General features: G+C 68.5%; 24 protein-coding genes and 1 pseudogene. 16 read left to right on the top strand and 9 right to left on the bottom strand.

Going from position 1 to position 22,469, the window contains the following annotated elements; translation table 11 throughout:
* The first annotated feature begins 97 nt into the window (after window positions 1-97).
* The 4 genes from ACWEKM_RS18760 to ACWEKM_RS18745 are packed head-to-tail and all read left to right on the top strand — an operon-like array spanning window position 98 to window position 5,068.
* Window positions 98-874 carry a class I SAM-dependent methyltransferase gene (locus ACWEKM_RS18760; RefSeq protein WP_451622285.1) on the top strand — a complete coding sequence of 259 codons (777 nt, stop codon included), beginning with the start codon at window positions 98-100 and terminating at the stop codon, window positions 872-874.
* A 5-nt stretch (window positions 875-879) separates the two neighbouring features.
* Window positions 880-3,501 carry an SUMF1/EgtB/PvdO family nonheme iron enzyme gene (locus ACWEKM_RS18755; RefSeq protein WP_451622304.1) on the top strand — a complete coding sequence of 874 codons (2,622 nt, stop codon included), beginning with the start codon at window positions 880-882 and terminating at the stop codon, window positions 3,499-3,501.
* Between the two features lie 53 nt (window positions 3,502-3,554).
* Window positions 3,555-3,788 (top strand): hypothetical protein, encoded by a 234-nt coding sequence (locus tag ACWEKM_RS18750; RefSeq protein WP_451622284.1) that lies wholly within the window; start codon window positions 3,555-3,557, stop codon window positions 3,786-3,788.
* Complete coding sequence (locus tag ACWEKM_RS18745) at window positions 3,785-5,068, top strand: hypothetical protein (protein WP_451622283.1); 1,284 nt, start codon at window positions 3,785-3,787, stop codon at window positions 5,066-5,068. Before ACWEKM_RS18750 ends, ACWEKM_RS18745 begins: the two co-directional genes overlap by 4 nt.
* Window positions 5,069-5,666: 598 nt before the next feature.
* Here the strand turns inward: ACWEKM_RS18745 and ACWEKM_RS18740 are convergent.
* The 7 genes from ACWEKM_RS18740 to ACWEKM_RS18710 form a co-directional block, all read right to left on the bottom strand.
* Window positions 5,667-6,089: a hypothetical protein gene (locus tag ACWEKM_RS18740; protein WP_451622282.1), complete on the bottom strand. Its 423-nt coding sequence runs from the start codon at window positions 6,087-6,089 to the stop codon at window positions 5,667-5,669.
* Window positions 6,086-6,358, bottom strand: coding sequence for a hypothetical protein (locus ACWEKM_RS18735; RefSeq protein WP_451622281.1), 273 nt, complete (start codon window positions 6,356-6,358; stop codon window positions 6,086-6,088). Before ACWEKM_RS18735 ends, ACWEKM_RS18740 begins: the two co-directional genes overlap by 4 nt.
* A 94-nt stretch (window positions 6,359-6,452) precedes the next feature.
* Window positions 6,453-7,235 (bottom strand): class I SAM-dependent methyltransferase, encoded by a 783-nt coding sequence (locus ACWEKM_RS18730; RefSeq protein ID WP_451622280.1) that lies wholly within the window; start codon window positions 7,233-7,235, stop codon window positions 6,453-6,455.
* 136 nt (window positions 7,236-7,371) lie between these two features.
* Window positions 7,372-7,830: a LuxR C-terminal-related transcriptional regulator gene (locus ACWEKM_RS18725; RefSeq protein ID WP_451622279.1), complete on the bottom strand. Its 459-nt coding sequence runs from the start codon at window positions 7,828-7,830 to the stop codon at window positions 7,372-7,374.
* A complete protein-coding gene (locus ACWEKM_RS18720) occupies window positions 7,827-7,970 on the bottom strand; it encodes a hypothetical protein (RefSeq protein ID WP_451622278.1) in 144 nt (47 codons plus the stop codon). The genes ACWEKM_RS18725 and ACWEKM_RS18720 overlap by 4 nt, the downstream gene beginning before the upstream one ends.
* A gap of 155 nt (window positions 7,971-8,125) precedes the next feature.
* A complete protein-coding gene (locus tag ACWEKM_RS18715) occupies window positions 8,126-8,608 on the bottom strand; it encodes a hypothetical protein (protein WP_451622277.1) in 483 nt (160 codons plus the stop codon).
* On the bottom strand, window positions 8,608-9,042 hold the full coding sequence (locus tag ACWEKM_RS18710; RefSeq protein ID WP_451622276.1) for an ATP-binding protein: 435 nt from the start codon (window positions 9,040-9,042) through the stop codon (window positions 8,608-8,610). Before ACWEKM_RS18710 ends, ACWEKM_RS18715 begins: the two co-directional genes overlap by 1 nt.
* Before the next feature lie 299 nt (window positions 9,043-9,341).
* Between ACWEKM_RS18710 and ACWEKM_RS18705 the strand changes: the two genes are divergently transcribed.
* A complete protein-coding gene (locus ACWEKM_RS18705) occupies window positions 9,342-10,154 on the top strand; it encodes an SDR family NAD(P)-dependent oxidoreductase (protein WP_451622275.1) in 813 nt (270 codons plus the stop codon).
* A gap of 6 nt (window positions 10,155-10,160) precedes the next feature.
* Here ACWEKM_RS18705 and ACWEKM_RS18700 read toward each other — a convergent pair whose 3' ends face one another.
* Window positions 10,161-11,549 (bottom strand): hypothetical protein, encoded by a 1,389-nt coding sequence (locus ACWEKM_RS18700; protein WP_451622274.1) that lies wholly within the window; start codon window positions 11,547-11,549, stop codon window positions 10,161-10,163.
* Window positions 11,550-11,756: 207 nt separating this feature from the next.
* On the opposite strand from ACWEKM_RS18700, the gene ACWEKM_RS18695 reads away from it, so the two are divergent.
* The 7 genes from ACWEKM_RS18695 (at window position 11,757) to ACWEKM_RS18665 (ending at window position 17,486) form a co-directional block, all read left to right on the top strand.
* On the top strand, window positions 11,757-13,277 hold the full coding sequence (locus ACWEKM_RS18695; RefSeq protein ID WP_451622273.1) for a radical SAM protein: 1,521 nt from the start codon (window positions 11,757-11,759) through the stop codon (window positions 13,275-13,277).
* Window positions 13,261-13,974: an aspartate racemase/maleate isomerase family protein gene (locus ACWEKM_RS18690; RefSeq protein ID WP_451622272.1), complete on the top strand. Its 714-nt coding sequence runs from the start codon at window positions 13,261-13,263 to the stop codon at window positions 13,972-13,974. The genes ACWEKM_RS18695 and ACWEKM_RS18690 overlap by 17 nt, the downstream gene beginning before the upstream one ends.
* Window positions 13,971-14,816, top strand: a complete 846-nt coding sequence (locus ACWEKM_RS18685) for a hypothetical protein (RefSeq protein ID WP_451622271.1) — start codon at window positions 13,971-13,973, stop codon at window positions 14,814-14,816. The genes ACWEKM_RS18690 and ACWEKM_RS18685 overlap by 4 nt, the downstream gene beginning before the upstream one ends.
* On the top strand, window positions 14,813-15,631 hold the full coding sequence (locus ACWEKM_RS18680; RefSeq protein ID WP_451622270.1) for a PfkB family carbohydrate kinase: 819 nt from the start codon (window positions 14,813-14,815) through the stop codon (window positions 15,629-15,631). Before ACWEKM_RS18685 ends, ACWEKM_RS18680 begins: the two co-directional genes overlap by 4 nt.
* Window positions 15,632-15,655: 24 nt before the next feature.
* Window positions 15,656-16,603, top strand: coding sequence for a nucleoside 2-deoxyribosyltransferase (locus ACWEKM_RS18675; protein ID WP_451622269.1), 948 nt, complete (start codon window positions 15,656-15,658; stop codon window positions 16,601-16,603).
* The gene (locus ACWEKM_RS18670) at window positions 16,588-17,100 is read left to right on the top strand and encodes a hypothetical protein (protein WP_451622268.1); all 513 of its coding nucleotides are present in this window, start codon (window positions 16,588-16,590) and stop codon (window positions 17,098-17,100) included. The genes ACWEKM_RS18675 and ACWEKM_RS18670 overlap by 16 nt, the downstream gene beginning before the upstream one ends.
* Before the next feature lie 80 nt (window positions 17,101-17,180).
* Window positions 17,181-17,486, top strand: a complete 306-nt coding sequence (locus ACWEKM_RS18665) for a MazG nucleotide pyrophosphohydrolase domain-containing protein (RefSeq protein ID WP_451622267.1) — start codon at window positions 17,181-17,183, stop codon at window positions 17,484-17,486.
* 114 nt (window positions 17,487-17,600) lie between these two features.
* Here the strand turns inward: ACWEKM_RS18665 and ACWEKM_RS18660 are convergent.
* Window positions 17,601-17,828 (bottom strand): annotated as a pseudogene (locus tag ACWEKM_RS18660) (IS701 family transposase); the annotation flags it as partial.
* Between the two features lie 206 nt (window positions 17,829-18,034).
* Here ACWEKM_RS18660 and ACWEKM_RS18655 point away from each other — a divergent pair.
* From ACWEKM_RS18655 to ACWEKM_RS18640, 4 genes are all read left to right on the top strand, one after another.
* A complete protein-coding gene (locus ACWEKM_RS18655) occupies window positions 18,035-18,430 on the top strand; it encodes a hypothetical protein (RefSeq protein ID WP_451622266.1) in 396 nt (131 codons plus the stop codon).
* Entirely contained in the window at window positions 18,427-18,891 is a 465-nt protein-coding gene (locus ACWEKM_RS18650) for a hypothetical protein (protein WP_451622265.1), read from the top strand. The genes ACWEKM_RS18655 and ACWEKM_RS18650 overlap by 4 nt, the downstream gene beginning before the upstream one ends.
* A gap of 187 nt (window positions 18,892-19,078) precedes the next feature.
* Window positions 19,079-19,573, top strand: coding sequence for a hypothetical protein (locus tag ACWEKM_RS18645; protein ID WP_451622264.1), 495 nt, complete (start codon window positions 19,079-19,081; stop codon window positions 19,571-19,573).
* The gene (locus ACWEKM_RS18640) at window positions 19,570-22,377 is read left to right on the top strand and encodes a hypothetical protein (protein ID WP_451622263.1); all 2,808 of its coding nucleotides are present in this window, start codon (window positions 19,570-19,572) and stop codon (window positions 22,375-22,377) included. Before ACWEKM_RS18645 ends, ACWEKM_RS18640 begins: the two co-directional genes overlap by 4 nt.
* Window positions 22,378-22,469 lie beyond the last annotated feature (92 nt).

Raw genomic sequence — 22,469 nt, 5'->3', positions numbered from 1 at the left:
CCAGCAGCAGCCGAATTACCGACTGTTGCCGCGCAAGTACCCGCGATAGCCTGCCTGTGCAGTACAACCGGCGACACGCGAGGGCACGAGGGGGATCGTGGAGCGGCGCGACGTGCGAGGGCACTACGAGGAGTTGGCGGCCGAGTACGACGAGCACTGGATCTACGGCCCTGACTACATTCCCTGGATGTCCGGCCGGATTGCCGATGCCCTGCGGCTTGGTCCCACGGACCGGATCGCCGACATCGGCTCCGGAACGGGCCTGTTCGCCAGGGAAGTGGCCAAGCAGCTCCAGCCGCGCCATCCCGTTCTGTGCGCCGATCCTTCCGAGGCGATGATCAGCCAGCTCGGCACGCCACCTCCGGCCGATCTGACGCCGATCGTCGCCTCCGCCGAGGACATCGCCGAAGGACGTACTCGCCTGCCGTACGAACAACTCGACGCGATGTGGCTCAAAGAGTCGGTGCACCACGTGGCTGATCCGGCACGCACGCTTCGCGGCTTGGCCGATCGCCTGGCGCCCGGAGGGCGGCTGCTGGTGGTGATGCTTCCGGCCACGATCCAGTACCCGCTGTTCGAGGCGGCTCTTGCGCGCTTCGAGGAACTGCAGCCGGATCCGGCCGTCATCGAGGAACACCTGCGAGCTGCAGGCATGGAAGCCGGTCTCGGCCATGTCGAGCACGAGCTGCGCATCGACCGGGACAAGTATCTCGGCATGGTGCGCGCCCGCTACATGTCCCTGCTCTCCACCTTCAGCGACAGCGAGATCGAGAAGGGCATCGAAGAAATGCGAGCCGCTCATCCGGAGCCCGTGCTGGTGTTTCCCGACCGGTTCGCGTTCGTCCTCGGCCGCCGCGGTGGGAGGCCCGAGTGAGCACCATGGTCGATGAACGGCTGCGGCGCCTGCGGAGCGAACTCGACGACCACTCGCGGATCGCCGATCGACTGGGGCTCGATCTGGAGAGGCCGTTACGGTCCCTCAATGACGGCTATCCCGAGAACGCGGTCGCCCTGGTTGGGAAACTGACCGAGAAGCTGCTCAAGGAGCTGTGGCGCCACCACGGCGTCGAGGGCGACCCCGCCACGAAGGCCCTGAACGACCTGGTGAAGCGCTGCCGTCCGTACATCCGCAGCAGCACGGTTGTGGACGCGCTCGAAGATATTCGGCGGCTCCGCAACCGGTCCACGCACGACGGGTACGACATCAGCGACGAGGACGGGCTGCTGGCGGTCCGCAGGCTCGTGGACGTCCTGGTCTGGTTCACCCATACCGGGAGCGCGGCCCTTCTCGGCGGTGAGCCGGACATGGCGCCCGAGGTGGCTGGCCGCTGCGAGTTCCTCGCCGGGTTGTACGTCACCCTCGGTTACCGGCAGGCGAAGCGGTTCGTCCTCAGCCCGAACACGGTCTACCAGCTGTTCTGCCGCGAGGCGGGGATGCGGCTGGAGTACGTGGAATTGATGCTCTCCCGGGACGCCGACGACCTGAGTACGGTCCTGGCCTCCAGCGGTGGCGAGCTGTTGCGCACCCGGCTGCCAAAGCTCACCCGGTTCGTCGTTCTCGACGACGACGGCGGTGCGACACCCAGTGCCCTCCATTCCATACTGGGGCTGGACTTTCGCATCGTGCGTTACGACGGTTTCGTCGACACCATCGTCAATCTCGACACCCATCTCGCCGATCTCGCCCCCGTGGCCACCCCGGAGGAGCAAAGGACCGCGATCGCCGCGGCGGCGCTGACCATCGATCCCCGCACCGGCGAGTCGACGATGGAGCAGTCCGACGATGCGGCGCAGTTGCTGACGCGTCTGTCGCGCGGCAGCGCGAATGTCCTGGTCACCGGCCGCCCGGGCAGCGGCAAGAGCACACTCCTGCGCTCACTGGCCGTCAACTCCGAGATCCGCCGTTTCCGCTTCTACTTCGACCTCGGTCTCAAACCGAAGGACGAACCGTTCTCGGAGTACGCGGCCCGCCTCCTCGCACCGGCCATGACGTCAGACCGCTCGCGCGCCTACGACCTCTTCCTCTTCCTCATCCGTTCCGGGACCGCGCTGTGCGTGCTCGACGCGGTCGACGAAGGCGTGGATGAACCAAGCGCGGCCGGTTTCCTGCGGCTCTTCGCCGATCTTGCGGCCGTCCTATCCGCCGAATCAGCGGTGGTCATGAGTTCACGGGTGTCGTTCCTCGCCGACTCGCCCCAGGTACGCCAACTGCTGGACAGCGGCGCGGGCCGCTCCGAGCAACTGGTCGAGCAGATGTACGCGAACGGCCTGGACCCGTCCCGCGTCCCGCACTTCCACGTCGTACGCCTGGCCGAGCCCGAGGCAACCCCTCTGGAGAAGCACCTCACCGCATCCCTGAACCTCCCTCCGGGCCGACCGCTCGCGGACATCCTCGGCGCACACATCACACGGACGTTGACCGAACGAGGCCAGCCCGACCTGGAGCAGCGGCTGCCCGCCGCGTTCGGGCACGCCTTCCTCACCGACCGCACCGTGTTCTCCCTCCTCGACATACACCGGCAGCTGGGAGCCGACGCCTTCAAGGACGGGCGCCTCGACCTCGACGCATCTGGCCTCGCTCCACTGCTGCGGCCCGCAGGCCCCGATCACGTCGCCTTCGTCCACACGGCGTACCAGGAACTACTGGCTGCCAGATTTCTGGCCGACCTGGCGAACCGGGACGCGGCAGCGGATCTTCCGGGCGGCGCTTTCCTCACCGAGCAGGTTCGCGCGTTCCTCGCCGGTATGCCCGGCCACGCGGAAACGGACGACTGCGTGCTGCCCGCCGGGGCGTACCTGGTCGGTCCCGCCGAACGGCTGCTGATCCGCCGCGTCGAGCACCCCGTACGCTTCGACCGCCACGCCGTGACCGTCGCACGCTACCGCCGCTTCCTCGACGCCCTCGACGACGACGGCACCTCGCAGTGGGACCACTCCGACCAGCCGGCCGACGTCACACACCGCCCGTGGACCGACCGACTGCGGCGGCCGGACTACTACGACAACCCGCTCTACGACGCCCACCCGGCCATCTGCGTCAGCTGGTGGAGCGCGTACGCCTTCGCCGCGTTCGAGGGCAAGCGGCTGCCGACCTCCCTTGAGTGGGAAGCCGCCGCGCGAGGCAGCGACGGACGCATTTTCCCCTGGGGTGACACGCCCGACAGCAGCCGTATCAACTGTGCCGACACCTGGGTCGGCCAACCCGTCGTGACGTACCAGGCGTGGTACCGGGACTTCGCGGGCGACGCCGTACGACGGGCCGGGGCGACACCAGTCGGCGAACGACCGGGCAACCGCTCCCCGTTCGGCGTCCTCGACATGGCGGGCAACTGCTGGGAATGGACATCCACCAGCCTGGACGACCCCGGCGAGGCCGTCATCTGCGGCGGCAGCTACGACAACCCGATGCGTGCTGTGCAGACCAGCAGCAAGGGCATCTACCGCAAGCGCGGCGGCAGCAACGCGGTCGGCTTCCGCTGCGCGCAAGACCTCGACACGTGACGGACGCAGCGGGAGACGGCATGAGCAGCGGCGGGCCACGTCAGGGAACCATCGTGGACAGGCGCCCGAGCGGCGGCGGGCTGAGCGGAGCGCTCGGCTCCTACGTCGTCCGGGACGACGAGGACAAGCGCTACTACAGCTTCGACTACCGGCAGATCGTGACCGAGGGATTCAGAACCATCCGCACGGGCGAGCAGGTCCGCTTCCACATCAGCGCCGAAAGCCCCGACCGGGCGGAGTTCGTCATCCGCCTCGACCAACCCGACCCGGCCGAGTACTACCGGTGAATCCCCAGGGAATTCCGCTGCTCCAGAACTCCATGGGGGCACGCCAGGAGCTGACCGTGGTACTGCCGGTGCGGCTGCTGCGCGTACCCGACTGGCCCGAAGGCCCGTTCCCCTTCGAGTTGGGCAACCGCCGTACCGACGCCCAGACCCGGTCCACCTACTTCGCCCCCGCCTCTGCCCGTGCACTGTACGGAGCGCCCGGACGGCCGCGCCGCTGGCACCTGCCGCTCGACGTCAAGAACGACGGGCTGCACCTGTTGGGCATGGAACTTCTCCGCGCGGCCACCGCCCGCAACCCTGAACATGCCCTCGTGGTCCTGCACTTCAGCGTGGAGGGACCATTGCTGCCCGTTCTGCGGCCCATGGCCGGGCGGAGGCCGAGCTCCGCCGACGAACCGCTGACCGGGCCCTTCGACCCGGCCGTACTGCTCGCCGGTATCGCCGAGGTCCGCGACCCCGACACGCCATTCGCCATAGCCCGGCCGTACACCATCGCCTTCATGACCCCCACGGCGCAGCACGCCCCCGCCCTCCGCGCCGGCCCCGAAGGAGCACTGCCCGCCACCGCGGACCGCTGGCTGTGGCAGCTGGCGTCACGCTCCACCCCGGAGGACTTCCCCCTGCCCCCGGAGACCGCCCGTGAGCAACTCAAGGACACCGTAAGAATCTCGGCGGACTGGAGCGCCCTGGTACTGCGCCAAGGCGCCGCTTTCCTCGGCCACCGGCCGGACACAGGTGCGGGCGACTTCTACGAATTCGGCGCCCTGCACTCGCGTACCGTCTACCTCGACGCCCTGCTCCTCGGTTCACTCCAGCGCGATCACATCGACGAACTCACCGACGAACTCTCCGAGGTGTTCAACTCCTCCCGTCTCGCGAGACGCGTCGCCACGCTGGAACGGAACATCGCCGTCTTCCGCAGCACCTACTGGCGACAACACCTCACCGCACACGGCCCGGCCAACGATCTGCTCCTCGCCTTCCAGAACCAACACCGGCTGCCTGTACGCTTCGACGAAATCCTGGCCGAAGCGGCCGACTACAGCAGGCTTGTACAGAACCAGGAGAGCCAGCAGATCAGCGGAGCCCTGGGTGTCCTCACCATTCTCGGCCTACCGCTTGGCACGGCCCTCAGCATTCTGCAGGTCCTCGGTGACAACTCCGTGACGCACCTGCTCATCGCGCTGACATTGTCGGTCGCCGCCACAGCCGGAGCCCTCACCACACGGTATGGACGCTTGGTCCTATCATCCCTGCGGGGCGGGGAGGACAAGGCATAGGAGACTCGGCTCCGCCCCGGGCGGAGCCGAGCAGGTCAGCCCACCGGGGTGCTCACAAGGGTGGGCACACTGTGGGTCGTGGATGTGACAGGTGCACTGTGGATGCCGCGCGAGCGGCAGGCGATAGCGCTTGGCACGGCGAGACTTCTTCAGGGCCATTGCGCACCCACATGCCTGTGTCAAGGTTGGACCGAGCCCCGGCTGGCACCGCACTGGCCGTAGTAGGCAGCACCGGATACCAGCGAGTCCCCGAGGCTGCGGCTGTCGTACGAGTTGGTCAGTGTCGCCTAACCGCTCAGCGGCATTACGCAGTTCACTTGTGCCGACTTACGGTGAAGGGGTCACGAGTGCACGAACGCGTTCCATGAGCCCGTCCGTATCCTTGCGGAAGCTCGGTACAGAACGGATTCTGCGTACTGCGAAGGAGATTAGCTGTACCTCGTCTACCCCTGTGTGCTCGCTCACGATTGCTGGTTGGTCATGGATGTCGCAGACGTGCGCTTCTTCTAGGGCGTGCTTCAGAGGGCGGTACGTGAATTTATGTCCGTTTCACTCTTTCGGAAGGGGTAAGCGGGCTGGCTCCGGCGTCGCCGGGCGGCTACGGCCGCGGCTGGGTGAACAAGCCCTGCTCTGTCTCGACCAGGATTCCGCGGTCGGCCAGCCGCTTGAGCTTCAGGCGGGTGTTGTTGATGTTGTTCGGCGCGATCTCGAGGTCCATCGCCTCGCACACCTGGCGCGCCCGCAGTGGCGCGTCGGCCGCGGTGAACACCGCCATGATCTGCTGATAGGCCGGATGGTCCGGCAGCTTCGGGGCCGGCGGCGCGGGCGGTGCCGGATCGGGCAGCGCCAGCAGCGTCTTACGGGTGATCCGGACTTCCTCGGCGGCCCGGCAGAGCTCGTCCAGCCGTGCGGTCAGCTGCGCGATCTGCTCCCTCGTCGTCTCGGCCTGCGCGGCGATCTGCCGTTCCTGCTGCTCCAGCCGCGCCAGTACCGCCCCGAGGGTCAGCTCCCCGTCGGTCACGTGCTGCGCCAGGCCGGCGGGCGGACACGTCCTGCGACAAGTCCTTCCGTACCGCGTGCGCGTTGTTGTGGTGGTGGACGCCGCGCCGCGACGAGCTCGACGCCGGTGAACGCCGAACGCAGCAGCCACCAGGCGAGCAGCGCGCCGCCGAGCACCAGCGCCGGACCGGCCGCGGAACGCCCCTCGAACTGCTCGTGCAGTAGCCAGAACACCGCGACCGTCGCCGTGACCCCGGCGAGTTGGACCAGGAATCCCCCACTCCCATACATCGATAGTCGACGACATACGGGGGCATGGCCACGACGACCGACGGATCCGGTCGTCGAACGCGTGGGTTAGCCGCATCGGCGCTGACGCCCGTGGCTAACGCTTCGGCCGGGCGAGCATGCAGTGGAAAACAAGCGTCTCCGGATGCGAGTCAGCCGGGGACAACTCCCGGAGCCGGTCCCGGAGCGTGGCCTCGAAGGCTGCCTTGCGGTCGCCGAGCACCACGGGATTGCAGAATGACGTCGAGTAGAGGTATCCGACGATCTCGTCGGCCGTCCAGACCTTCTCGGCGGTGTACTGCCGGGACTCCAAAACGAAACCGGCCAGCTCCAGGTAGTCGTCGTGGCGGCCCGCCGCGACGAATGGCTGGTTCCCCGCGCGGCGCCGCTCGCCGACGTATTCGCGGATCGTCCGCACCGCGACGGCGTGCCAGGGCGCCCGCTCGTCCCATACGTCGCTGCCGCCGCCGAGCAGGCCGAAGACACCAGTGCCGGTCAGCCAGGTCCGGACCCGCCCGGCGAGCAGTTCGCGGTCCATCCAGTGGAAGGACGATCCCGCGACCACGAGATCGGCGGACCCGGCCGGCAGGTCGAGGGACTCGGCCGCCCCCACCGTCCACGCGACGTTGCGGATCTGCCGCTCGGTGGCCTTGCGCTCGGCGATGGCGGCCATGTCCGGGTCGATGTCGATCGCCGTCACCGTATCGAAGGACGCGCTCAGGGGCAGGGCGACCTCGCCGGTGCCGCAGCCGAGGTCCACAAGCCGCCGTCCGTGCGGGCCGACGCTGAGATCGACCAGGTCGGTCAGCATCCGGTCGGGATATACGGGGCGGTATCGCGCATAGTAATCGGCGGTACCGGCAAAGATCGGCGAGTTCATCGTCTTCCGTCGTTCCTCTACAGCGGCTGGCCGGATTTCGGGACCGTATCAGAGGGCGGAATAAGAGTGCATAGGAGTTTTGTCGTCACCTGAACGTGTGGCGGTGGGGCATCGGGGACAGCCGGCGTCAGCGAAGTCACGCGATCACCTGGTCCGCGGAGAGAATCCGGAACTGCCAGGCCCGGGTGATCAGATGGGCACGGTTGCGGGCCCCGAGGACTGTAAGGAGAGCGCGGCCGTCGGCTCGTACGACGTTGACCGGCTGCTTCAGATCCGCGGCCATCTGCGCGGTTGTCAGCCCCCGCGCGATGAGCGAGACCAGGTCGCACTGCGCACGGGGCACGGACAGCGAAGCGAGGTTGAGGAGCGGCGGCTGGGCGATGGCCCCGGTGGCGTAGCCGACGGCGACCGCAGCGGCGGTCACGCTCACGCCATGCAGCTTGTTCTTCGCCTGCTTGAGGTACCCCGCAGCCGTGCCCTCCCGAATCCGCAGCTCCCCCGCGACGGCACCCAGGGGATTGCCGGCGGCCATACCCTGGAGAACCTGCTGCTCGCGACGGGCGAGGCTGATCTTTGCCGCGGTCGTGGTGGTCACTGTTCAGCTCCTTGACGTACGTGGGTGATCAGACGGCACAGTTCGGAGAAGCGGCGTTCGTCGGCGGCCACCAGGCTGTCCATGACGGGTGCCGGCCGCCGTCCGGGCCGTACTCGGCGCAGGGCTGCGGAGCTGGACAAGCCGAGGAGGGCGAGGACGAGGCGGCAGGGAGTCCACCCGCCGCTGAAAGGCTTCGGCGCCCCGAGGCGGATGTGCGCAGTTGCGTTGTCCTGGCGTCGGGTGGGGTGGTACCGGGCCGTAGGGGAAGACATCCCGACGCCTGTGACGGGAGACATCACTCGTCGTCTCCCATCAAGTCGAGGATGGAGACGATCGTCAGGGCGTACCTGCGTAAGTGCGAGAGCGCTCCGTCATGGCCCGGATGTTCGTCCCGAAGGGTGCACAGAAGCCACACTTCTTCGGTGGGGTAGACCGCGACGCGGTGGGGGACGACCTGCAAGAGCAAACGGGTTGCCCGGTGGAATCGGTCGGTGATCCGAGCCGTCTCCTCGGCGGTCAGCGGAGCGGCCTCGGGGGACTGAAGCCGCGGGAGGGGCAGACCCAGACGCGCCAGGAGGCCATCGAGCTTCGGATGGGAGGCGGCGGAGGCAGGCCGGATGCTCAGGACCTCTTCGATGGTGTCGATCAGGTCATCGCTGATCCCCTCACGGGCCAGGGAGCTGGCCAGCCGGAATGCGATCCTGCGCTTCGCCTGGTCTGCGGCCGTGACCGGCCGCTTCAGCAGTTCGACGGCGGTGGCGTCGTCTACAGCAACCATCACGACCTCCCTCCGGGCACGCGGACAGTGGCCCAGGTGGTCTGGCCGTCCCCGCTGACACCCCAGTCCTGTGCGAGCGCAGAGACGAGGAGCAGGCCACGGCCGTGTTCAGCGTCGGTGCCCGGAGCACCGAGTCGGGCGGGGGTGGAGCTGCCGTCCGTGACCTCGATGTACAGTCCGGAGCCGCTGTGCCGCAGCCGCAGGCTGATGGTGCCCGTGCCGTGCTCGACGGAGTTGGTCACCAGCTCGGAGACGACGAGCACCATGTCATCCGCCAACTCGGCGGGCACCGCCCAGTAGCGCATGAACGCCGCGGTGATGCGCCGTATCCCAGCGACGCGCACCGGGTCCGGAGCAATGGCCACATCGAAGACGCGGTACATCTGCGGCCGCAGAGCTGCCGTGGCCGGTGCGACGGCGGGAGCGGGGCTCATCGGTGGCCTCCCAGATCGGCGGTGTGGGGGAGAGTGCGGGGCACGGAGCGCAGGGTGCGGTCGCCGGCTCTCGCTTGGTTCGTGTTGGGCCACCCGAGCGGTCCTGGGGTGGGCAGGCAGGGTGCCGGGTTCTTGCTGCTGTCCCCGAGAGAGTCACCGGGGCCGGCTGGCCGTCGGCTGCACGGTTGCTCCGGTTCGGGCACGACGACAAGAGAACCGCTGCGGCGAGGGGATAAGAAGGATGCAGAAAGGATGGCTTCAGACACGCGAGTTGGCGCGGTTGGCCGGAGGTTGTACACATGGCAAGAAGCACGGAGCAGGAGAAGCAATCGGCTCCCCTGGCAGGCAGGTTCGCGGGCCGCCGCATCGTGGTGACAGGCGGCTCCAGAGGGCTGGGCGGGGAAGTGGTCCGCCTGCTGCTGGCCGAAGGAGCCCGGGTCGCCACCTGCGCCCGGAAAGCAGAGACCTTGGACGGACTACGGCGTTCGCTCGGTGCCGGCGGTGAGCTGCTCACCCAGCCGCTGGATGTCGCCGCGCCGGAGCTGCTGGAGCAGTTCGTACACTCGGCTGCTGCCGCGTTCGATGGCCTCGACGGGGTTGTCGCCTGCGCGGGAGGCGCCCGAGGCAGGGGCATCACCGAAGCCACGGCAGAGGACTGGTCGACGACGTGGGCGCTGAATGTCGGCCACTTTGCTCGGCTCACCGCGTGCGCCACCCCTCACCTGCAGGCTTCGGGGAGCGGATCGATCGTGGTCGTATCCTCGATCTCCGGTTGGAAACCTGGCCCACAGGCGCAGTACGGAGCGAGCAAGGCCGCGCAGCTCCATATGGTGGCCTCGCTGGCACGAGAGTTGGGCCCGCACGGGATCCGCGTGAACGCCGTCAGCCCGGGGTCCATGTTGATCCCGGGGAAGCGGTGGGACCGTATGCGGCAGGAGGACCCGGTCGCCTACCGGCAGTTCGCTGCGGAGTTCCCGGGGCGGGAGCTGGTGCGTCCCGAGGAGGTCGCGGACGTGATCGCCTTCCTGCTCTCCGACCAGGCTCGTGGCGTGACCGGAGTCAACCTTCCTGTAGACCGAGGGCAGAACGCGCCGACCCCACAGGGCTACTGATAAAGCTCAGGCGGCGGACACACCGAGTATCGGGCGGGCCTTGCGCTCGAAGTCGCGGACGATCGCCTCGTTACGACGCGGGGTGAGGCGTGCTCGGAAATCTCGCAGGGCCTGCACGGACCGTTCGCTGTGCACTCCGCCGAGCCGGTCCAAGGCGCTACTGGCCGAGCCGACCGCTTCGTCCAGGCGATCCTGCTGGAGTAGTGCGGTCGCCAGCACCGAGCTGCTGATCGCCTGGCGGCGGCGCCTGTCGGCGTTGGCCTTGACCGAGGCTGCCGCGAGGCGTTCGGCTTCGGTCGCCTCGCCGAGGTCACGGTGGACGAGGGCGGCCTCCGCCTCCAGATAGTGGTGGTCGAGGAAGCGAACCCAGGGGGACTCTTCGGCCGGACCGCGGCTCTGCTCCAGGGCAGTACCGGCAGCGACGAGCGAGGCCGTTGCCTGCCGGGAGTCGTCGAGCATGGCGTGTCCGCGGGCCGCCATGGCGTGCAGGCGCATGAGCCCGAGAGGGCTGCCCGAAGACTTGGCGGTCGCGACGCCGGCGCGGGCCAGGGCGACGCCTTCCGCCGGATTGCCGAGGCTGGTCGCAAGATGAGACATGCCGGCGAGGATCTGCCCGCCGAGTACCCGGTCTCCACCTTCGGCGCACAGACGGAGTGCTTGGACCATGTATCTCTCAGCGAGGCCGTAGTCGGCCGTGTCGTACGAGCACCAGCCCGCCATGGCAGCCAACTTCGCGGCGTAGACGTAGAGGGTGCGTCGCTGGTTCGAAGGCAGGCCCCGCTGCTGGAGCATGGGGGTGAGCTGCGTGCTGAGGTAGCCGACGATGCTGGGGCGGACGTTCCCGCCGCCGAAACGGTTGTCCATCAGGTCGAACATGTCGATCATGGCTTCGACCTGCTCGACAGGGCCGCCTCCCGCCACGACGGCAAGGTGAGGTGCCTGCTCGTCTTCGAGAAGCCACAGAAGCCACTGCCTTTGCGGGTCCATGAGGGCGCTCGCCACGAACGGAACAGCCCCGAGCAGGCTGCGTCGCGAGATGTCCGTCGAACCAAGCTCCGCGAGCGTGTGCAGAGTTTCACCCACGTCTTCACGGTACGTCAGCGCGCTGGCAACCACCGGCCGCTGGGCCTGCTGCGGAAATCCGAGGTCAGTGGGGGAAACGGGCCGCCCCAAGAAGCTGCCGATGGCCTCGGCGATGAACTGGGGGGACTTCCCTCTGGGTGTCATTCCCTGCACCCAGCGAGTGACTGACGCCTTGTCGTAGCGCGTGATCTCGCCCTGCAGAGAACTCAGTTCGTTGACACGCCGCGCCAAAGCGGCGTTCGAGCATCCCGCTTCCTTGATGAGAGCTGCTAGGGCCGTGTTGCCCCCTCCAGCCCCCGTACCACCACCCATGCGTAGATGATGCCCTGTCGATCACCCTGCGTCCCAGCCTTTGGACACTCAGGCGTGAAAGACCAACCCCCGTACAACCGAACAACCCCCTCGCCCCCTCCTCCCACGCCGGGCGAGCGATGAGACTGGAAGCGCTGCGGGCTGTGGGCCTTCCAGAGCGGACGCTGCTGGAGCGCCGCCGACGCCCTCGGCTCCGGAGGGAGAAACATGCAGCCTGTAGTCATCCTGGACTGCTTCACCGTCGAGCCCAGTGGTCTCGGCGTGCCGCCCTACCTGTCGACCTACGTGCGCAATGCCTGGTCCGCGCTGCGCAGAGCCCGCCCCGAGGCGGAGGTACGGTACCTGACCATCGACGACGTGAGGTGGTGCCTTGCCGGGGGCAGGCCGACCGTGGAGCCGCCGCAGAGCGATCCCCTCACCTACTCGACAACCGTCAACCGGGACAACGCGGTTCAGCTCCTGCGGGATGCCGAGATCGTGGTCGTGGTCGCGGGCGACGCCGTTCCGTCGGTCCATCTCCATGCGGTGAACGGGTCATTGCAGGAGATCACCCGAGCGCTTGCCTGCACGCGGGGTCTCCGCTTCCTGCTGGGCCCGCTGTCCACCTACGCCGTGGCGGCGCCCGCGGAGTACGCCGGGCTGTTCGATGCTGTCCACACCCACACCGTGACGTCGGGCGACATCCTTCTGGGCAGTCACTGCCCGGCGGACTACGGGCAGATGCGACGCGAACGCGACTCGTTCACCGGTCTGGTCGAGCAACTGCCCTGGCGGCCGATCGCCGAGCTGGAGCTGTACCGTGGCTGCACGCGCCGGAAGTTCTGCAACTTCTGCAATGAACCGGCCAAGTCGCCGCTGGTCGCCTTCCGCGAGGTGGACGACATCACCGCCGAGGTGAAGCAGCTCTACGCGGCCGGGATCCGCAACTTCCGCCTCGGGCAGCAGACTTGCTTCTTCTCCTACCGCAACCGCGACGAGGAAGCCATCCGCACCCTGCTGAGCGGCATCCGCGACAACTGCCCCGACCTCGAAGTCCTGCACATAGACAACGCCGATCCACTTGCCGTCGCCTCTCCCGTGGGGCGGCGCATCGCCAAGCTGGTCGCGGACTACTGCACCGAGGGCAACTGCGCGCCCATGGGCATCGAATCCTTCGACCCCGTTGTCATCGAGCACAACACCCTGACCTGCACGCCCGAGATCCTCATGCGGGCGGTCGAGCACGTCAACGAGGCCGGCGCCGCTCGTGGTCCCGGCGGTCTGCCGATGCTCCTGCCGGGCCTGAACCTGATCTACGGCCTGCCCGGGGAGACCCACTGCACCCACGCGGCCAACCTCCAGGGCCTGGCCGCGATCCTCGACGCAGACCTGCTGTGCCACCGCACCAACGTCCGCCTTGCACGGGCCTTCCCGGGAACCCCGCTGGCCGCCCTCGGCGCACTGGAGCCGCTGCCGTCCGCCGAGCACTTCGCCACGTGGAAGGCCGATATCGACTACACCTGGGACCAGCCGATGAAGGAACGGGTCTATCCCACGGGCCTGCGGGTGCCGGGGCTGCATTCCTACTTCATCGGGCAGGGCGGAACCTGGTGGCGGCGGCTCGGCTCGTACTCCATCCAGATCGTCGAACGCGAGGCGGCCGTACCGCTCGGGACCACCGCAGATCTCGTGGTCACCGGGCACGCTCCACGGATGATCTACGGAGAGCGCTGTGCACCAGTTGCCTGACGGATCTCTCGCGGCCCTGGCGGCTCTGGACGCGGCAGCCGACCGGCCCGTCAGGGCCGGCCTGCTGCTGCCCTGGGCGAACATGGCGGTCGAAGCCGAATTGCCGCGTCTCGGCCTTCGCAACATGCTCTTCCACCACGCCCGGCTAGTCCCGGCGTCCAGGACGACGGCCATCGACGAATCGTTCTGGCACGGGCTACGAGCGGCCTCGGCGCAGGCACTCGACTCGCTGTCCCACATCGAGCTGGACACGGTGATCCTCGCGTGCACGTCGGCCGGGTTCACCGGCGGACCGCCCCTGCCCGCCGGCATCACCACGGCGTTCGACGCGGTACTCGCCGCGCTGGCCGCTGCCGACGTGACGCGGGTAGTACTCGCCACCCCCTACCCCGTCGACGTCACCGAGGCCGAGGCCACCGCGTTCGCCAAGACGGGGAGCCTCGATGTCCTGGCGCACGCGAGCCTCGGTCTGGACGACGGCTACCCGCAGATCACCACCGAGAAGGTCCTGGGGCTGGTGGACGGGCTTCCGCAGCACGCGGTCGACGCGGCACAGGCCGTGGTGCTGTCCTGCACCGGTTGGCACACCCTTCAGGCGGTCGCCGAACTGGAGCAACGCCTCCGAACACCCGTCTACTCCTCCAACCTCGCCATGGCGCTCCTGACCGCCCGCCTCAGTTCTGGAGTCACGGCATGACCGCTGTCCCCCGCACAACAGTGAAACCGCAGGAAATCCACCGGGTCTACCGGCTCGTCGCCCGCGCCGCCGCCCTGCCGGATGTCCGGGCCGAAGTCGAGGCCAACCACGACAACAACAGATGGTGGCCCACGACGATCGCCGACCCGCGTATGCGGATGCTCGCCGCCGGCTGGTCCACCCGGGTCTCCTACCGCATGGTCGGCACCTACGCGACGGTGATCCGAGCGGCGGACGCCCTGGGCTTCGACACTCTGGTCGCCGCCACCAAGACCGAACTCACCGAGCTGGTACGCCCCCTCGGCCTGGCGCAGACCAGGATCGACTACCTGCGCTCACTCGCCGAACTGCTGCAGAGTTGGAGCAAGGAGGGCGTCGCCCCGCTCTCACCGTCGGCCGACAGCGACGAGCTGATCACCGACTTCGCCCGGCGTGTGCGAGGGGCCTCGTACAAAGTGGCCCAGTGCGCGCTGCTCACCGCTCGCGGATATCACTGCGGAATCATCCCCGTGGACTCCGGCATAGTCAGCAAACTCGCACCCGCCCTGGGCATCGGCCTGCCCTCGGGAGCGATGGCCCACGAACGGATGCGTCACGTCCTGGAAGCCGCCGTCCACGCTCGGGCACACGACTTCCGCACCCTGGTCGCCAAGCATGGCCACCAGGTCACCATCCCGGATGACGCGAAGCCGACCTGGTGGGTACACCTCGTCACGATCTACTTCAAGCGGCTGTACCTCAACGGGCCCTCTCCACGACTCTGTCGGCACAGGCCGCTGTGTACCAAGGTCGTCGGCTGCGCTCACCGCGACCGAACCGACCAGCCCGGGGGCAGAGGGTGACGCGCCTCGACGTGATCGGCAACGTGAGCCGCGACGTGACCCGCTACCCGGACCATCGCGGAGGCGCACGTCTCGGCGGTGCCGCGCTGTTCGTGGCGCTCGCGGCTGCCAGGGCGGGCCGTCCGGCCGCTCCGGTCTGCGTCCTCGGCGACGACCTGGCCCACGTGCCACAGGCGGCGGGGCTCGAAGGGATCGACTGGTCGGCGCGCGGTGAGGCCGAGGGTCCTTCCGCCCGCTTCGGTCTGGAGTACGACCTGATGGGCGAACTGGTCGACATCCGTACCGACTACGGCGTCGCCGAACGGCTGACCGGCCACGCACTCGCCCACGTGGAGCGGCACCCGGAGAGCCAGTACCACCTCTGCTGTCGCCGCCCCCTCGATGTGGCAGCTGTCCTCGACCGGCTCGTGCGCCACGGTGCCGTCTTCAGCGTCGACTTCTTCCTGCCGAGCGCAGAGGACATGATCCGGACCGCCGTCCCTTGGCTCGACCAGGCGAGCACGGTGTTCGTCAACGCTGCCGAGTACCAGCTCCTCCGGTCCAACACCGATACAGCGGCGCTGCCGGAAATCGTGGTGACCGACGGCCCGCGCACGGCGCAGGTGTGGGTCTTCGGGCAGCAGGCCGCCTCGGTGCTTCCTCCACCTCGGCCGCCGCGCGAGGTGTCGGGGGCCGGTGACACCTTGGCCGGCACCTTCCTCGCGCACCGGTCACGGGGCGCCACGCCCGCCCAGGCCCTTGCCGAAGCGGCGGAGGCGGCAGCCCACTTCGTGACGGCCCCGTCCCTGCCCATCCCGGCGCAACGCCGCGCCTGACATCCGACTTGGGGGCTCCCGCTGGTGTCCATCTACATAGCTCACCGGCTCTTTGCCGCTCACGACCGTGCCCTCGCCGCCGACCTCGCCGAGCGGCTCGCTGCGAAGGCCGGTACCGAGCGCGTCTTCCTGCCCTTCTGCGACACCGACGAGGAGGACCTGGTCGCCGAGGTCAAGGGCCGCCGCCTGTTCGAACTGGACCGGGAACGCCTCGGCCGTCTCGACGCGATGATCGCTCTCCTGCACGGCCCGAGCCTCGACGACGGCGTGTGCATGGAGATCGGCTACGCCGCCGCCAGCGGCATCCCCGTGCTCCTGCTCACCACTGACTTCCAGACCTACTCCCTCACCGCGGACGGTGCTTGCCTCGACTTTCCTGACCCCCTGGTCCAGGCCGTGGCCACACGCGTCATCCGAGTGCCCCGCCTCGGACCGGAGCCCTCCCCTCATCAGCAGGGTGCGACCCACTACGCGGAGTTCCTTTCCCGGAACCTGTCCCAGGTCGACACCGCGCTCGACACGGCGGTCGAGGCCCTGCTGGATCTGCCGGCCCCCGGCCCGCCCTCGACGGCCCACGGCGAGGAAAAACTCGTCTACGTCGAGGGATCGCCGTACGCGGCATGGGGCCACGACTACCTCGCTCGCCCGTGTCTGGACGCAGGTCACGGGGTGGTGCTGCCCCGGCGGTTCACTGCCGCCGACCCGATCGCCGGTGCCCTGGACGACCTGAGCGCGGCGTGCGGGGCGTCGCGGCTCCTGGCGGACGTGTCCGGGCCGGAGACCCCGCCCGGTACCGCTCTGCTGATCGGCGCCGCCCTCGCGTCCGGCGTGCGGATCGCCGCGTTCCACCCGCGCACGACGTACACCCATGCCTCCGGCCGCGAGCCCAACTGGCGCAACCTCATGATCCAGTACGCCGCCCAGACTCACCTCGACAACCTGAAGGCGGTGCAGGCATGGCTGGCGGTGTGAACCTCGACGAGATGGCCAGTGCCCACGACACGCTCGTCCTCGAAGGTCCCGACGGGGTCGGCAAGAGCACGCTCGCGGAACGCTTGTCGGCACAGCACGGCTTCCGGGTGATCCACTCCCCCAGGACACCGGACCACCTCGACCTGGCCACCCGCTACCGCGAGATCCTCGACGGTGTCGACCGTATCCTCTTCGACCGTTGCTTCATCAGTGAGCTGGTCTACGGCCCGCTGCACCGGGGCAGGTCACGCATCACCTGGAGTGAAGCGCTCGACCTGGCCGAGAGCGTGATCGACCGCAAGGGCCTGTTCATCCACCTGACCGCACCCCCGGCTCTCATTCGTCGGCGGCTCCTCGACCGCGACGGGGAAGCCGCGAGCCCGGCGGAGGTCGCCGCCCTCGTCACCGGCTACCAGCGGGTCTTCTCCACGCTCGCCGACTACGCCAAGGTCCTCACCCTCGACACAACGGCCCACGAACTCCCGTCAGCCGGGTGACGGCGACAGGAAGCCGGCCCACCGGACCCACGGCTCCCGCTAGGCTGCGGCAGCACCCGCTGTACCGCCCCGGAGGAGTCGTGGACATCTCATCCGCCCAGAAGCTCGCCTGGGAGAACAAACTGGTGAAGGGCTTCAACACCACCGACACCGCCCTGGAGTTCGGACTCCTCACCGCCGAGGTCGGCGAAGCCTTCACCGCCTGGCGCAAGGGCCTACCCGACCTCGGAGAAGAACTGGCCGACGTCTTCCTCTACCTGACCGCCCTGGCAGAGATGAACGGACTGGACCTCGGCTCGGAGGTCGCCCGGAAGATCGAGAAGAACACGCGGCGTACGTACGAGCGCAACGAACACGGGGCGCAGATCAGAACCAGCGACGACTGAACGCTGGTTTCGTGAAACGCCGCGAGGATTCTCCCTCCTCTTCCCATCCTCCGCAGTGATCACCATCAGGCCGCCAAGGCGTGGTCCTAGTACTCCAGCTGTAGATCGTGATCTTCATGTCTGGGATGCGGCTTGCCGCCGGTAGTGACTGGTGCGTGATCGTGCCTGGTGGCGGCGGCGCCAGTCGGACCAGACAAGCCGGTGGGCCGCGTCGTGGACGGGCCGGACGACGAGCGTGATGAACAGGCGGCAGATCTCGTTGCAGGACAGCGGGATCAGGTCGTTTGGTGTGGGTCGGTGTGCGTGTTCGTCGGCGCGGACGACGGCTAGGAATGTCGGCGCTCACGTAATGGGACCGCGATGCTCGAAATCGCTCACGTAATGGGGCCGTTGGCCGCTCGTCATGGACCGTGTGGCCGCTCGTGATGTTCGGCGTGGGTGCGGCGAACGTTCGGTTGTAGTTTTCAAGATCCTTCCTCGTTCTCGTTCATGATCGTCCGCTGTCGGCCCTGGTGGCTGGGGAGCGGATGGCGAGGAGGACGTTCTATGTGATCGATATAACCGAGATCCTGGTGCACTGGTATGCCGGTCGGTCTCAGCACGATGTCGCCGGTTCCTTGGGAGTGAACCGCAAGACGATCGCCCGCTATGTCGAGCCTGCGATCGCCGCGGGGTTTGTGCCCGGCGGCCCGCTGGTGAGCGAGGCGGAGTGGACGGCGCTGGTCAAGGACTGGTTCCCGCACCTGACGGACACCCGGCTACGGCAGGTGACCTGGCCGGACTTCGACAAGCACCGGGAGTACATCGTCGAGCAGTTGCGGGCCGGAGTGTCCAAGGCGACGATCCATCAGCGGCTGCGCGACGAGCGCGGGCGGCGTCGGTGGCGTCGTTCAAGCGGTACGTCGCGGCGAACCTGGCCGAGGGTGCGGTCCGGGAGAAGGTGACGGTGCTGCGGCCGGACCCGGATCCGGGGTTCGAGGCGCAGGTCGACTACGGGCTGCTGGGCTCGTGGACCGATCCGCGCACCGGGCGCTCGCAGCGGATGTGGGCGTTCGTCATGGTGCTCTCGCACTCGCGGCACATGTTCGTGCGGCCGGTGGTCTCGATGGACCAGGCGTCGTGGGCGGCCAGCGACGTGGAGGCGTTCGCGTTCTTCGGCGGGGCCCCGGTCCGGCTGGTGCCGGACAACCTGAAGACCGGCGTGGACAACCCCGATCTCTACGACCCGAAAATCAACCGCTTCTCTGTCGGTCCCGGCTGCAACGCACTCGTTGGCCACCGCAGTTGTACGCAACCCCCGGCCGTCCACGAACAGAAGGTCGTCGTCGACAAGGAACGTCAGCCAGTCGGGAGGCGACCAGTGGGCGGCTGCAGTGGTCGAGAGTTGGGAGCGTCTCATCCTTGAGGCCTGCCTCGGCGTCGATGGCAGACTAGGGCGCGGGTTGCGCCGTTGCGCACGCTCGACTCGGCATGGACCCTCATACACGTTGCGCCGCTCTCGCGCACAGGCCGATCCGCTGCGCGTGGGAACGGTGATGCGTACGATCGGTCGGAGGTGAGCGTCACGTTGGCGCGTACGGGGGAGGTCTCTCGTGTCGGATTCTTTGTCCTCGCTCGCCCTGACCGGAGCAAGCACGATCGTGACGGCCATGGCGACCACCGCGTGGGAGTCTGCGCGCGATCGTGTCGTGGCGGTCTTCCGTCGACACAGTGGGGGTGCCGGGGCTCAGGAGGATCCGGAACGGAGCCAGGTCTACCTCGAGTTGGAGGCGAGCGCCGCCCAACTGCGCGACGCCGCCGACCCGGAGGGCGCCCGTCAGGAGTTGCAGCGAAGGTGGCAGTGGCTGTTGGAGAGCCTGCTGCGCGCCAGCCCTGATGCCGTCGATGAGCTGCGTGCCCTGAGCGAGGAAGTCGGCCGACAGCTCCGGGATGCTCAACCCCGCTGGAACCAGAGCGTGGTGGCCAGGGACGGCGGTTCGGCGTATGGAGCTCTGGGGCCGGGTGCCAGCGTGCACGTACACCACCACGGCGTGCCGAACCCGCCTGCGGCGGGTCGCCGTGCAGAGCGAGAAGAGTCGGACTCGTGAACCAGTCCGTACATGCCGAGAACGGTTTCGCCTACGGGGTCGTCGGCGCGGACATCCATGTATTCGGGGACGGCGTCCCCGTGTATCTCCTTCAGCGTTGGCAGCCCATCGTGACTCCGGAGGACGCGTTCTTGCGGGAAGTGCCCAGCCGCATGCTCAACGCCCGCTTCCGAGTGGTGGAGTTCACCGGGCGTGCCGCCGAACTGTCCTCGCTGCAGGCGTGGCGGGACGAGGAGGGCGCGCTCGCCGTGCGATGGCTCCATGGGCCGGGAGGACAGGGCAAGACCCGGCTGGCCGAGCGCTTCGCGCAGGCGTCCGTGCGGGACGGCTGGCAGGTCGTGACGGCGACCCACGGCCCGGGCAGCGTGTTGCCCCCGCCCGGCAGCCAGGATCTCGCCGACGCAGGAGAGGCGGGCGTGCTGCTGATCGTCGACTACGCCGACCGATGGCCCCTGTCGCACCTGCTGTGGCTCTTCAGCAACGCCCTGTTGCACAGCGACCGGGGGCGCAGCGCCAGGGTGTTGCTGCTGGCCCGGGGTGGCGATCTGTGGCCCGGAGTGCGTGCCGCCCTGGTCAACCAGGGTGCGCGCACATCGGCCCAGCGCCTGGCTCCGCTGTCCGACGACGAGGGCGCCTCCGGCTCCCCGCGCGCCCAGATGTTCACCGTGGCCCGAGACAGCTTCGCCGCCCGCTACGGTGCCGCCGCAGCCGGGATCACCGCTCCGGCCCAGCTCGGCGAGGCCGAGTTCGGCCTGACGCTGGCCGTGCACATGGCCGCTCTCGTCGCCGTCGACGCGGCCGTCCAGGGCGTACGGCCACCCGATGACCTCGCCGGTCTGTCCACGTACCTCCTGGACCGTGAACACCTGCACTGGGCACGTCTGCACGGGGATCCCGACCACGTGATCTCCCCGCATGCAACCGCCTTCCGCACCCCTCCCCACGTCATGAACCGCACGGTCTTCACCGCGGCGCTCACCGGAGCGGTGACCCCCGATGTGGGCCGTGCGGCCATCTATCCGCTCACCGTCCACGTCCCGGCCGGGCAGCTGCTCACCGACCACGCCGTGTGCTACCCCGCCGCGGAACCCGACCGCGGGACTGTCCTGGAACCCTTGTACCCGGACCGGCTCTGCGAGGACTTCCTCGCCCTGACCCTCGCCGGACATCAGGCCGACTACCCGGGACAGCAGTGGGCCGGCGAGACCGTCAACGCACTGCTCCGCGAGGCCGACGTCGTTGGCAGCCCCATCGAGGGGGACTGGATGGCCCGTGCGGTGGTCTTCCTGGCCGCCGCAGCAGTGCGCTGGCCCCACGTGGGCCCCCTCCACCTCTTCCCGCTGCTTGCCGGTGTTCCGCAACTCGCCGTGATCGGAGGCAGCGCCACACTGGCCGCTCTGGCGGAACTCGAAGACATCGACGCGGACCTTCTCGAAGCCATCGCCATGTTCTTCCCGTCGCACCAACAGCCGACCCCCGACCTGGACCCCGGTATCGCCGCGGTGAGCACCCGGCTGCTCCCGCACCGGCTGGCGCGTGCCCGCAACCTCAACGACCGGGCCGTGACCCGGCACGAGCACGGGGTGCGGCTGACACACGCCGGCCGGTTCGAGGAAGCCCTGGCCGAGGCGGCGACCAGCGTCAGCGAGCTGAGGGAAGCGGCCATGAGCATGCGTCGCACCCCTCAACGCCGGATTGTCGAGGCCAATCTCGCCATGGGGCTGAACACCTACGCCAAGCGGCTGGACATCACCGGCCGACGAGCAGAGGCGCGAGCCGCGACTGAGGAAGCGGTGGCGCTGAAGCGCGAACTGGCCGGCGAGGACCGCATGTTCATACCGGATTTGGCCAGTGGTCTGCTGGGTCACGGGCGGGATCTGTTTCAGGCCGGACATGCGGCGGACGCGGCGGTGGTGCTGGAGGAATGCGTGGGCGTCTACCGGGACCTCGTGGTCTCCGACGCCCACGCTCATGACTCAGACTTCGCGGCGTCACTGGCAGCGCTCGGCGTGTGCTACCAGCACACCGGGCGTCCACGAGAGTCACTCGCGCTGGCCCGCGAGAGCGTGGCGGTGCGTCGTCGGCTCGCGGCCAAGAACCCGTCCGGCAACGCGCAGCAGCTCGCCGTCGAGTTGCAGCAGCTCGCACGATCCCTCGAAGCCGTCGGGAGCCCGGACGCGGTGCCCTCCGCGCAGGAGGCCGTCGATTTGTACCGGGACCTCGCCCGGGCCAACCCCGCGGCCTACGAAGGTTCATTGGCGGACGGGTTGATCGGACTCGCCGGGCGCCTGGTCATGCAGCAACGCCCGGAAGAGAGCCTGACGGCGGTTCACGAGGGCGTGGCGATCCTTCGCCGCGTCACCGCACGACAGCCGGGCGTCGAGTTGTACACGCTGGGCGAGGCGTTGAGCATGAAGGTCGCCACCTTGCTCGGTCTGGCCATAGCGTCGAACAACGAAGGCAGACCTGAAGAAGCGGCGGAGAGGCACGCGGAGGCGGTCGCCGCCACCCATGAAAACGTCGAGCTCTACGGGAAGTTGACGAACACCGACCCGGCAGCCTTCGCCTACCACATCTCCGCCCTGTTCCTCGCCGTCTACGTCCGGGCCATGGACAGCGACCTTCTCGAAGAGGCCGTCGAGCTCTTCGACCGGTCCACGGACCTCATGCGGCGCGGACACGCACCACTGGACAGAGGGATGACGTACCACGACGTCGGCACCTCTCTTGCGGAGCAACTGTCCGCGGAAGACCGACCCGGTGAGGCCGCTCGAATCCGGCGCCTCCTCCTGCACCAGCCCTAGAACCTGCTGTCAGCATCGGGCCCCAGCGTCTGGTGTGGCGCATCGGCGCTTAGTAGTCGGGTCGCCCGGGGGTGAGACTCCCCCCGGGCGAC

This window comes from Streptomyces sp. NPDC004752 (assembly GCF_053601275.1).
The sequence above is the reverse complement of the archived record's forward strand: the minus strand, read 5'-3'. Positions and strand labels throughout refer to the sequence as shown.